Here is a 12,010-nt window from a genome sequence, read left to right as displayed (position 1 = left end):
CGTGACACAAACGCGTCGTGGCTACTAGAGTTTCTGGTAGCCACGACGCGTTTAGTCTTGCAAAAGCAGCGTTTGAAAGCTATGTTTCTCAACATAGCCTTAGTCAACTACACATTAAGGATGGCTGAACGATGGTACTGCGAGAACTCTCTGACGAAGATCGTATCCGGGCCCGCGCCAAAGCCCTTGCTGCCCGCACACGTCGTGCGGAAATCAAGGCTGAGTTCAGCGCCGGCAAAATTTCCATCACCGACGTACTAGACTTGGTATACGAAGATGAAGCCGTGGGACGCATGCGTGTCATGGACCTTCTGGAATCGGTGCCGGGCGTCGGCGAAGTACGCGCGGCAAACTTGTTGGAACGCCTTGGCATTTCCCCATCCCGCCGACTGCGTGGACTGGGGCGCAAGCAGCGCACCGCAATCACCGAGCACTTCAAGCAAAGCCCGCCAAAAACGAAAGTGTAGTCAATGACCGCTGCGTCGGTAACTGTTCTAGCCGGCCCCACGGCCGTAGGTAAGGGAACTGTCTCCACCTACATCCGTGACAACTACCCAGATGTCTGGCTCTCGGTGTCCGCAACGACACGAAACGCTCGACCAGGGGAACAGGACGGAGTTCACTACTTCTTTGTGGGCCCTGATCGTTTCCATGAGCTCGTCGAAGATGGGCAAATGCTGGAGTGGGCTGTAGTCCACGGCCAGAATAGCTACGGCACCATCCGATCGACGGTTGAAGATGCAGTGGCTGACGGCAAAAAGGTCCTGTTAGAGATCGATCTGCAGGGTGCACGTCAGGTGAAGGAGTCGATGCCGGAGGCAAAATTTGTCTTCCTGGCCCCGCCTTCGTGGGATGAATTGGTACGTCGCCTTGTGGGACGTGGCACTGAATCGCCCGAAGAACAGCAACGTCGCCTAGAAACCGCTAAACTAGAACTTGCGGCGGAATCTGAATTCGACGTGACCATCGTTAATGACGATGTGGCACGTGCCGCCGAAGAGCTTGTAGCCCTCATGGGGCTTAAGAACGACTAATAGGGAGTCCTGTGTCCAACCTAGAGGGAATCATTAACCCATCGATCGACTCGTTGCTTGAGACCAACGACTCGAAGTACGCCATCGTGCTCAACTCGGCTAAGCGAGCACGCCAGATCAACGCTTACTACGCACAGCTGAACGAAGGCCTGTTCGAGTATGTTGGTCCATTGGTCGAGACCAAGCTGAACGAGAAGCCGCTGACCATCGCCTTGCGCGAACTGGATGAAACCTTACTCAAGGTCACTCCTGCAGAGGTCGTCGAGGACTAATTCAAAAGTTGGCGCCCTGATTAGGGCGCCTTCTTTTTGGTTAAGCACCTTTAAGCACAAGCCGTTGAGTCCCGTGGCAGTTTCTGCCAGCCGGCGGCTCGTCAATTAGCACCGACACTTCAAGGAAGTCCCTAGTGAAGCGAATCGTTCTAGGCGTCTCGGCAGGAATCGCTGCCTATAAGTCGGTCCTGCTCCTGCGTCTACTGCGCGAAGCCGGACACCACGTTGACGTGATCCCCACCAGCAACGTCGAAAACTTCGTCGGCGACGCCACCTGGGAAGCACTGTCGGGCAACCGCGTGACCTCCAATGTTTTTGACGGGGTTCAGGACGTGAACCATGTGCGACTAGGTCAGCTGGCCGATCTGGTCCTTGTTGTCCCAGCCACCGCAGACCTGATGGCTAAGGCCGCCGCCGGTTTGGCCAACGATCTGCTCACCGGCACTTTGCTGGCTACCCGCGCTCCGGTAGTGATGGCTCCGGCCATGCACACCGAGATGTGGCAGCACCCAGCCACGGTCGCTAACGTACAAACCCTGCGCGACAGGGGAGTGCGGATTATTAATCCGGCCACCGGGCGCCTCACGGGCAAGGATTCTGGCCCCGGACGCCTGCCTGAGCCCGAAGAAATTTTCGCTTCCGTTCAGGACCTACTCGGCGATGCGAGACTCGCCGGGACCAAGGTGCTGATTACCGCCGGCGGTACTCGTGAACCACTTGACCCGGTGCGGTTCTTGGGCAACCGTTCTTCGGGACGCCAAGGTGTGGCTCTGGCAGAAGCTGCAAGGGCAGCTGGCGCCGAAGTCACACTGATCGCCTGCCATTTGGAGGTGCCCGCCCCGCACGGGGTGACGCTGATCGAAGCCTCCAGCGCACTGGACTTGCACGAGGCGGTCTTCACCCATGCACCTGGTCAGGACGTGCTGATCATGAACGCCGCGGTCGCTGACTTCCGACCGGCAACGATCGAAAATTCGAAAATCAAGAAGCGCGATGAGTATTCCGCCCCCGTCATCGAACTGGTGCGGAACCCAGATATTTTGGCCGAAGTGGTGGCGCAACGTGCCACCAACGCCCAGCTTCCGCCCTTCATCGTGGGATTCGCCGCTGAAACGGGCGATGAGCAGGGCACGGTTCTTGACTATGGACGCGCCAAACTCGCCCGTAAGGGATGCGAGATGCTGGTCGTGAATGAAGTTGGTGCCACGCTGACCTTTGGCCAGGACACCAACAGCATTCACGTGCTTTTTGCCGGCTCGAGCGACTCGGTCCATGCTGCCGGAAGCAAATTAGAGGTGGCCCGGGTAGTCATCGAACAGATTTCCCACGCAACAAAAGGACATGCTGCGCAAGAATAGTGAGCTGAGCCATGTGCGGCTTGGTCACGTATTGTCGCAACAACTGCTTAACGGTCCACCAGACCAGATAGAGTAACAAGGTGACTTCAACAACCCCTGAACTTCGTCTTTTCACCTCGGAATCCGTGACCGAGGGACACCCGGACAAGATTTGCGATCAGATTTCGGATGCGATCCTCGACGCCATGCTGGCGCAGGACCCCGATTCCAAGGTCGCCGTCGAGACCCTGACCACCACCGGACTGGTGCACGTGGCCGGTGAGGTGACCACCAACGGTTATGTCGAGATCCCTGAGATCGTCCGCAAAACCATTCTGGACATCGGCTACGACTCGTCGGCCAACGGTTTTGACGGCGCGCGTTGCGGTGTCTCCGTGTCGATCGGCCAGCAATCCCAAGAGATTCACGACGGCGTCTTCAACTCGCTGGAGTCGCGCGAAGGTACCGCTAAGGACCCGCGCGACCTGCAGGGCGCCGGGGACCAAGGCCTGATGTTTGGCTACGCTTCGGATGAAACCGACTCGCTGATGCCGACCCCGATCTTCCTCGCGCACCGTCTGTCCGAGCGTCTTACCCAGGTGCGTAAAAACGGCCGCATGCCGTTGCTGCGCCCGGACGGCAAAACCCAGGTGACCATCGGCTACGACGGGGATAAGCCGGTTTCGGTAGACACCGTGGTTGTCTCCAGCCAGCATGCCTCTGAGTACGAGCTGGCCACCCTCAAGGCTGACCTGTATGAAGAGGTGGTCACCCCGATTCTGGAACGCTCAGGCCTGGACGTGTCCAAGACCAATGTCATCTTGAACCCATCGGGTCCATTCATTATTGGTGGTCCGGTAGGAGACGCCGGTTTGACCGGACGCAAGATCATCGTTGACACCTACGGCGGCTTCGCTCGCCACGGTGGTGGCGCCTTCTCCGGCAAGGACCCATCGAAGGTTGATCGCTCGGCCGCCTACGCCATGCGCTGGGTAGCTAAGAACGTGGTCGCTGCCGGCCTGGCACGTCGTGCCGAGGTCCAAGTTGCCTACGCTATCGGTGTGGCTCGTCCCGTCGGACTCTACGTCGAGACCTTCGGTACCGAAACCGTTGACCCGGCGAAGATCACCAAGGCCATCAACGAGGTTTTCGACCTGCGCCCACTGGGCATCATCGAAGATCTTGATCTGAAGCGCCCCATCTACCGCAAAACCGCTGCCCACGGCCACTTTGGCCGCGACGACAACGATTTTACCTGGGAGAAGCTGGACCGAGTGGACGCGTTGCGCAACTGGTTCAACGCCTAGGATCTACGCAGTGCAGCAAGACGCTCTGATCGCAGCACCCGAGCTGACCCGCCGTACGCGGGTTGCTCGGGTGCTGATTGATTCTTCGGTTCCACATTTGGACCGGCTCTTCGACTACGAAATTCCCGACTCCATGGCCACCCAGGCCGTTGCGGGTATCCGGGTCAAGGTCCCTTTTGGGCACCAACAGCCCGCCGGGTTCATCGTCGAAATTCTCGAGGACCATGCAACGGCGATGAAGCTTAAGCCGCTGAGCAAAATCGTCAGCGAACAAGTCACGCTGTTCCCTGAAGTACTCCACGCAGCCGGCGAGGTGGCCACCCGCTATGCTGGAACTTTGTGGGATGTGGTGCGCTCGGCGGTTCCCGCGCGCGCCGCAAAGGTAGAAAAAGAGGAACTGGCCACCGTTAACCCGGAACTGCAGGAGACGCAGAACCAGATCGAGCGCTACGAAAATGGGCCTAGGGCGATGGAGGTGTGGTCAAGTGGGCAGCTGCTGCGAGCTGTGGCAACTTGGGTACCCAACATGCACGGTTTTTGGCCCGGGTTCTTGATGGACGCGGCCCGGCCTGTGCTTCAACGCGGCAAGCGGGTGTTGCTCATTGTGCCCGATGCGCGGGATGTAAAAATCCTCAGCCAGTACCTCGACGATCATTTTGGCCCGGAGTCCTATGCCCGGTTGCAAGCCGACGACGGGCCAACCCCGCGTTACCGGAACTTCCTGCGTGCCATCGGCGGACACGTGCAGATCGTCATCGGCACCCGTTCGGCGGCACTCTGCCACGTGCCAGAGCTCGAATTGATGATTCTGTGGCAGGATGCGGACCAATCGCACCGCGAACAGCGCGCCCCGTACCAGCACAGCCGCGAGGTGTTGCTACTGCGCAGCACCCAAGCCGGCATTTCTCTGCTGATCGCTAGTGCCTCCCGATCGGTTGAGGCACAGCGATTGGTCAGCACGGGCTGGGCGACCGAGCTGAAAATGCCGCGAGCAGCGCTGCGGGAACTCACCGCACGGGTCACGGCAACAACCAACGATTTTGAACTCGAGCGCGATCCGACCCTAGCCCGCGCCAGAATTCCGTCACTGGCCTGGCGGGAAGCAAGCAAGGCGCTAGAAACCGGTCCGGTTTTGGTGCAGGTAGCACGCACCGGCTTTGTCCCGGCCGTGGCCTGCCAGGACTGCCGCACACTAGCGCGCTGCACTCGGTGTCAGGGACCGCTACACATCGCCGGCAAGGATTCTCATGTGGCCTGCCGCTGGTGTGGCGAGCAGTTCCACGACTACCGGTGCCAGAATTGTTCATCACCACGCATCCGAGCAGCCAGCATCGGGGCCGAACGCACCGCCGACGAACTCGGGTTGGCCTTCCCGAAGGTCAGCGTTATTTCCTCCACCGGAGCAAAACCGGTCGAAAAAATACCTGATAAACCGGCGCTGGTGGTGGCCACACCAGGAGTAGAACCGTTGGTTGAAGGCGGCTACGCAGCGGTGTTATTGCTCGACGCCGACAAGATGCTCGCCCATGACTCCTTGCGCAACTCCGAAGAAGTACTCGCCCGCTGGTTTACCGCCGCCTCCATGGCCCGAAGCGACGGCGTCGTAGTCCTCACCGGGCACCCCAGCCCGGCCGGGGCCTCGCTGGTACGTTATGACCCGGCCGGATTTGCCGATCGCGAATTGGCTGAACGCCGGGAGGTTGGTTTACCGCCAGCAGTACGTAGCGCGATCATTTCCGGTCCTGGCGCGCAACGATTGATCGCGGCCCTCGACGTTGAAACCCGTGCCCGGGTGCAAATTCATGGCCCGACGGTGATCGACGGTCCGCCAATTCAGCACCGCTACGTACTGTTCTTCTCCTACGCCGATGGACACGAGGTCACTGGCGCCCTGCGCCATCTGCGCTCGAGCATGTCTGCAGCGAAGGACCCGATCGTGACTATAACGATCGACCCCTACGATGTGCTCTAGGCGAGCGGTTCGCCGCTGGGCGCAGAATCCGCGGTGGCCACTGCCGCTAGGAAACGTGCGATTTCGTCGGCAGTTTCTAGCGCCTTCTCGTAGTGGATCAGGTGCCCGACATTTTCCAGCATCACCAACGACGCGTTGGCAAAACTACGCCGCAGCTGTTCTTGAGTTGCCGGGGTGCCCAGTTCGTCCTGCATCCCGCCCACCATAAGGGTGGGCAGTTTAAGCTCGGGGGAGTAGTCCCCAACCGTGGCGGTGATCGACGCACGATAGGACTGCGCCAGGATGCTGCGCGTTTGGAATCCACCAAAGTATGCGCGGTGTTGATCGCGAACATAGGCGCGGATCGCCGGATCCTTGCTTTTAGTCATCACCAAGCTCATGGCATCACTGAAAAGCTTCGATCGCAGCGCAGGTTCTGCCACGGCGGCGGGCAGTTTGGCGCACACCTCGTAGTAAGCGCTGGTGAGCTTGGCCAGCAGCGCCTGCGAAGAATCCAGTGCGAGTTCGGAGATGGGATTAAGCAAAACCAGCGATGCAAATTCTCGCTGCGTAGCCAATTTTGCGGCGACGATCGAGCCAAAGGAATGCCCAAGTAAGTGCACCCGGCCATCAAGGTGCAATTGCGAAGCCAGCTCATTGAGTATCTGCGCATAGCCAGAAACATCGTGCTCAATGTCGCGCATTGAGGTGGACGCACCAAAACCGGGCAGATCGGGCACAATCACCGTGTAGTGCTCAAGGTGGGAGACGATGCGGGCCAGACCGTGGTGGTCCCCGCGGAAGCCATGTACCGCAAAAATTACGCCCTGTGCCGGTTTGCGCGCCGTGGTGATGAAGACCTTGAGCGTCGAACCATTAATCTGGTGCGTGGATATTAGCTGTTGTCGTTGGTGCATAAGTGAAATCCTACCCGTCGAGCAACGCCAACGCGGTGCCCTCATCGATGACCAAGTCAGTCATCAGCCCACCCTTTAGCGCTCCGCGCACCGCCTCGAGCTTGCCGCGACCGGCGACAACGCAGAAGCGTGTAGGGACTTTGCGTAGCGAGTCCAGGGTCGGGCCGGTGGAGCGGGAATTAAGCGAAATGTTCGAGCTGTTGCCGTCCTTGTCAAAAAACACCGTGGCCACGTCCCCCACGACACCCATGACGCGTAGCTCCTGAGTCTCATTTTTGGTCAGGTATCCGCCGCGATAAACCTGCGAGATCACCGCGGAGCCAGCCGAACCGAGTGAAAACACGGCCACGTTCATTTCCTGCTGCACTTTCAGCACGCGCTTGATGGAGGTTTCCTGCCACATCGCCTCGCGTGTCGAAGCGCGATCAAAAAAGGCCGGAACTGGGAACTGTTCGGTTCGGGCGGTAAACGCATGGCCGAAGCGGGTGAGAATATCGCTGGCGTAGCTCACGCCACTGGTCACCGGGTTTGCCGCCCCATTAAGTTGGACGATCTTGGTGTCATGTGTCGGGTGGGGAGCGAGCGCTGTGGACACTGCCTGCATTGTTGAACCCCAGGCCACCCCGACGGTCATCGACGAGGAAATGATGTCAGCCAAAAGGTATGCGGCATGAGCAGACACACGAGAGAGCAGCTCGGAGTCATCCATTGAGCCATCAGTTGGCACCACGTTGAAGTTGATGCCGTAATGCTCGCTGAGCTGATTGCCCAAAAGTGCGGACATATTTGCGCTGGGGGTGATGCTGATCGAAACCATGCCGGTTCGCTTGGCGTGGGTCAGCAATCTGGACACCGTCGAACGTGAGGTGCCCAGCTCCTTGGCGATGACCTCCATTTTCATATCCTGCAGGTAATACAGCTGGGCTGCTCGCAGCGCGTCCTTGGCTCGGGGAGTCGTGTGCACGGATGTGCCAGGCGCACCCCGTTTATAGGTTCCTCCGGACGGTGTTTTCATCATCAATCTGACCGTTTCTGCACATTTGTGCAATTTGTTTGACCGAATGGCCGTTCTGTTACAAGACTAGCCTCAGACTTATTCAATTGTTACTAAGGGGCACAAATCGTGATTCGTGAACAGCTATCCAAACTGCGCGAACGCCCGCAGGCGCGGGTATTGGTTGTTGGCGGTGGCATCAACGGCGTAGCGACCTTCCGCTACCTCGCGATGCAGGGCATCGATGTGGCGCTGATCGAGCGTGGTGACTACAGCCAAGGTGCTTCTGGGGCCAGCTCGCACATGATTCACGGCGGCATTCGCTACCTTGAAAACGGCGAATTCCGGCTGGTCCACGAATCCGTTCAGGAACGCAACTCGCTGCTGGAAATCGCACCACACTACGTGAAGCCGCTACAGACGACGATCCCGATCTTCTCCACCTTCTCCGGAATCCTCAGCGCGCCGACGCGCTTCCTCACCCACAAGTCCGGCAAGCCAACCGAGCGCGGCGCCGCACTCATCAAAGCCGGCTTGATCATGTACGACGTGTTCGCCGGCATTGGTGGACGCAACACCCCATGGCACACATTCAAGTCGGGCAAGGCCGCCCGCGCGGACCTGCCAAAGCTTCGCAACGACGTGAAGTACACCGCCACCTACTTCGACGCTTCGGTACACAACCCTGAGCGCCTGACCTTGGACGTCCTGCGTGAAGGTCTGGATGCTCACCAGAGCGCCCGTGCCAGCAACTACATCGAACTTACTGGTGTGGATGGTGGTACCGCGAAGTTGCGCGACGTACTCACGGGCGAAGAATTCGACTTCGACGCCGGGGTCATCATCAACGCCACCGGCGCCTGGGTCGACTTGACCAACAAGGAGCTGGGCCGAGAGACCAAGTGGACTGGTGGCACCAAGGGTTCGCACATCGTGCTCGATCACCCTGAGCTGCTTGAGGCTACCGGCGGGCGTGAGATCTTCTTCGAACACGAAGATGGCCGCGTTGTCTTGATCTACCCAATGCTCGGCCGTGTATTGGTTGGTACCACCGACCTCGAGCACGACATGAACGAGCCAGCGGTGTGCACCGACGAAGAAGTCCAGTACTTCTTCGACTTGATTCGCCACGTCTTCCCGACCATCAAGGTCAACGAGCAGGACATCGTCTACAAGTTCTCCGGAGTCCGCCCGCTGCCGAACCACGATGACACGGCGCCAGGATTTGTCTCCCGCGACTACCAGGTCAAGGAAACTCGCCTGACAGACCAGACCACGATGCTCTCGTTGATCGGCGGCAAGTGGACTACCTTCCGCGCGCTGAGCGAGACCCTTGGTAGCAAGGCGCTAGAGTTCTTGGGTGAACGCCAGGTGCAGTCCACCGCTGGAGTTGCCATCGGCGGCGGTAAGAACTTCCCGATGAACGATGGGGCTCTGTCGGCATGGTACGCAGCTCGCGAGTCAAAGGCTTCGCATGACCGCCTGCGCATTTTGTTTGAACGCTACGGTACCCGTGCTGATCAGGTGATGGCACAATTGGGTGACAATGAGCAGCTGCTGGAAAACACCAACGAGCTCTCAGTTCAAGAAATCGCCTACCTGGCTAAAAACGAGCAGGTCGGACGCCTGATTGACGTATTTATTCGCCGCACCAACCTGGCCTTCCGTGGCCTGGTGACAAAGGATTTGGTCAACGAGGTAGCACATTACCTAGCTGACCCAATGGGTTGGGATCAATCTCAACTACAAGCCGAAATCGACCATTCGCTCTCGGTTCTCGCAGAACGCCATGGAGTCATCCTGAGCTAATCTGCCACGTGGTCGGCGGCAAGGAGCCGCCGGCAGTCGAAATCACTAAGAGGTCAAAGATGTCCACTCACGTGTTTCTTGCCGAGCTTGTCGGCACATTTATTCTCCTGTTGATGGGTGGCGGCGTCTGCGCGAACGTTGCCCTCAAAGGAACCCTCGGTAGTGCCGCAGGCTGGGTCGCTATCAGCTTCGGCTGGGGCCTTGGCGTTTACTGTGGTGTCTGGATCGCGGGGATCTCCGGAGCCCACCTGAACCCGGCTGTTACCTTGGGTCTGTTGGTCAACCCCGATGTTGCAGAATACGCACCCGGCGTTGCCAAAACCTTGGCCAACACCTTGCTGTACTTCTTGGCGCAGTTCATCGGTGCCTTCCTTGGCGCCGTAGGCACTTGGCTGACCTACAAGAAGCACCTGGATGATCCACAGAACGCGGGCACCCAGCTGGGTGTCTTCGCTACCGGTCCAGCAATTCGTTCCTATGGCTGGAACATGGTCACCGAGATCTTTGGTACCTTCGTCTTGGTCTTTGTGATCGCCGGACTGGGACACACTCCGCATGAGCTTGGCCCACTGGCAGTTGCGTTGTTGGTTGTAGCCATCGGCCTGTCTTTGGGTGGTGCCACCGGTTACGCCATCAACCCGTTCCGCGACCTTGGTCCACGCGTTGCCCACGCCATCTTGCCAATTCAGGGCAAGGGCTCCTCGGACTGGGCCTACTCGTGGGTTCCATTGGCCGGGCCAGCTGTCGGCGGTATTCTTGGCGGTCTTGTTGCCGCTCTAATGTTCTAGAAAGTGAGCAGTAAATCATGAGCGAAAAATTTGTGATCGCCATTGACCAGGGCACAACCAGCTCCCGCGCGATTGTCTTCAATCATGCAGGTGATGTGCACTCGGTTGGCCAGCTAGAGCACGAACAGATCTTCCCGGCCGCCGGCTGGGTGGAACATGATCCAGCAGAAATCTGGAACAACGTGCGCGAAGTGATCGGCCAGGCACTGTCCAAGGCCAATCTGACCCGTCACGACATCGAGGTCGTCGGTATCACCAACCAGCGTGAGACCACCGTCGTGTGGGACAAGAACACCGGCGAAGCGGTGTACAACGCGATCGTTTGGCAGGATACGCGCACCCAGGACATCGTCGACGAACTAGCTGCCGACAGTGGGCTGGACCGCTACAAGCAAACCGTGGGCCTGCCGCTGGCAACCTACTTCGCTGGCACCAAGATCAAGTGGATTCTCGATAATGTCGACGGTGCTCGTCAGCGGGCTGAAGCTGGCGACCTATTATTCGGCACCACTGATAGCTGGGTTTTGTGGAACCTGACCGGTGGCACTGATGGCGGTGTGCACGTCACCGACGTGACCAACGCTTCGCGCACCCTGTTCATGGACCTGAAGACCCTGCAGTGGGACGAGAAGATCCTCGCTGATTTTGGTGTTCCGGCCTCCATGATGCCCGAGATTCGTTCCTCTTCCGAGGTGTACGGCACCGTGCATACCAAGCAGTTACTTCGTGAAGTGCCAGTTGCCGGCATTCTCGGTGACCAGCAGGCAGCAACCTTCGGACAGGCAGCCTTTACCGCCGGTACCGCGAAGAACACCTACGGCACCGGTTGCTTCCTGATCTTCAACACCGGCACCGAAATCGTGAACTCAACCAATGGTCTACTGACCACCATGGCCTACAAGCTGGGCGATGAAGCTCCGGTGTACGCACTGGAAGGCTCGATTGCTGTGGCCGGCTCGTTGGTTCAGTGGTTGCGCGACAACATCGGCATGATCTCTTCGGCACCAGAAATTGAAGAGCTCGCAGCCAAGGTTGATGACAACGGTGGCGTGTACGTTGTCCCTGCCTTCTCGGGTTTGTTCGCCCCTTACTGGCGTTCGGACGCACGCGGTGCGATTGTGGGCCTAACTCGTTACGCCAACAAAAACCACATCGCTCGTGCAGCTTTGGAGTCCACCGCGTTCCAGACTCGCGAAGTACTCGATGCGGTGAACGCCGATGCCGAGGTGCCACTGACCGAACTCAAGGTTGATGGCGGAATGGTTGCCAACGAAGCGTTGATGCAGTTCCAGGCAGACATCTTGGGCGTGCCAGTGGTCCGCCCGAAGGTCACTGAAACCACGGCGCTGGGTGCAGCTTATGCAGCAGGTCTCGCTGTTGGGTTCTGGAAGGACCTCGGCGAGCTGGAGTCCAACTGGTCTGAGGACAAGCGTTGGGAGACTGAAATGGATGAAAAAACCCGTGAACGTAATCTGCGCCTCTGGAAGAAAGCGGTAACCCGCACCTTCGATTGGGTAGACGAGGACACGAAGGCGTAATTCGCCAACGGTTGACCTTTACCGGAGAAAAACGACGACGCTCGAACCACATTTGCTGGTTCG

The 12,010-nt window shown here is 58.7% G+C and carries 11 protein-coding genes; 9 read left to right on the top strand and 2 right to left on the bottom strand.

What is annotated here, in order from left to right; translation table 11 throughout:
• Positions 1-131: 131 nt before the first annotated feature.
• From mihF to ACT3RW_RS08160, 6 genes are all read left to right on the top strand, one after another.
• Positions 132-467 carry an integration host factor, actinobacterial type gene (gene mihF, locus ACT3RW_RS08185; protein ID WP_131088252.1) on the top strand — a complete coding sequence of 112 codons (336 nt, stop codon included), beginning with the start codon at positions 132-134 and terminating at the stop codon, positions 465-467.
• A gap of 3 nt (positions 468-470) precedes the next feature.
• A complete protein-coding gene (gene gmk / locus ACT3RW_RS08180; protein WP_131088251.1) occupies positions 471-1,034 on the top strand; it encodes a guanylate kinase in 564 nt (187 codons plus the stop codon).
• Positions 1,035-1,045: 11 nt separating this feature from the next.
• A complete protein-coding gene (gene rpoZ / locus ACT3RW_RS08175; RefSeq protein WP_131088250.1) occupies positions 1,046-1,306 on the top strand; it encodes a DNA-directed RNA polymerase subunit omega in 261 nt (86 codons plus the stop codon).
• 134 nt (positions 1,307-1,440) lie between these two features.
• A complete protein-coding gene (coaBC, locus tag ACT3RW_RS08170; RefSeq protein WP_444613409.1) occupies positions 1,441-2,664 on the top strand; it encodes a bifunctional phosphopantothenoylcysteine decarboxylase/phosphopantothenate--cysteine ligase CoaBC in 1,224 nt (407 codons plus the stop codon).
• Positions 2,665-2,744: 80 nt separating this feature from the next.
• On the top strand, positions 2,745-3,950 hold the full coding sequence (metK, locus tag ACT3RW_RS08165) for a methionine adenosyltransferase (RefSeq protein ID WP_262197758.1): 1,206 nt from the start codon (positions 2,745-2,747) through the stop codon (positions 3,948-3,950).
• Positions 3,951-3,960: 10 nt separating this feature from the next.
• On the top strand, positions 3,961-5,922 hold the full coding sequence (locus tag ACT3RW_RS08160; RefSeq protein ID WP_444613408.1) for a primosomal protein PriA: 1,962 nt from the start codon (positions 3,961-3,963) through the stop codon (positions 5,920-5,922).
• Here the strand turns inward: ACT3RW_RS08160 and ACT3RW_RS08155 are convergent.
• Together ACT3RW_RS08155 and ACT3RW_RS08150 are read right to left on the bottom strand one after the other, a co-directional pair.
• On the bottom strand, positions 5,919-6,818 hold the full coding sequence (locus ACT3RW_RS08155) for an alpha/beta fold hydrolase (protein ID WP_444613407.1): 900 nt from the start codon (positions 6,816-6,818) through the stop codon (positions 5,919-5,921). The two genes, ACT3RW_RS08160 and ACT3RW_RS08155, sit on opposite strands and share 4 nt — an antisense overlap.
• Before the next feature lie 10 nt (positions 6,819-6,828).
• Complete coding sequence (locus tag ACT3RW_RS08150; protein WP_315973677.1) at positions 6,829-7,782, bottom strand: sugar-binding transcriptional regulator; 954 nt, start codon at positions 7,780-7,782, stop codon at positions 6,829-6,831.
• A 159-nt stretch (positions 7,783-7,941) separates the two neighbouring features.
• Here ACT3RW_RS08150 and ACT3RW_RS08145 point away from each other — a divergent pair, with 159 nt between their 5' ends.
• Genes ACT3RW_RS08145 through glpK form a run of 3 tightly spaced genes read left to right on the top strand, consistent with a single transcriptional unit; the run spans position 7,942 to position 11,947 of the window.
• Complete coding sequence (locus ACT3RW_RS08145; RefSeq protein ID WP_444613406.1) at positions 7,942-9,621, top strand: FAD-dependent oxidoreductase; 1,680 nt, start codon at positions 7,942-7,944, stop codon at positions 9,619-9,621.
• Positions 9,622-9,680: 59 nt separating this feature from the next.
• A complete protein-coding gene (locus ACT3RW_RS08140; protein WP_131088243.1) occupies positions 9,681-10,409 on the top strand; it encodes an MIP/aquaporin family protein in 729 nt (242 codons plus the stop codon).
• 17 nt (positions 10,410-10,426) lie between these two features.
• The gene (gene glpK / locus ACT3RW_RS08135; RefSeq protein WP_444613405.1) at positions 10,427-11,947 is read left to right on the top strand and encodes a glycerol kinase GlpK; all 1,521 of its coding nucleotides are present in this window, start codon (positions 10,427-10,429) and stop codon (positions 11,945-11,947) included.
• The last annotated feature ends 63 nt before the right edge of the window (positions 11,948-12,010 follow it).

Source organism: Glutamicibacter sp. AOP5-A2-18, assembly GCF_052446055.1.
Classification (GTDB): Bacteria; Actinomycetota; Actinomycetes; order Actinomycetales; family Micrococcaceae; genus Glutamicibacter.
Note: the sequence above shows the minus strand (reverse complement) of the source record. Positions and strands in the feature narration are given on the sequence as shown.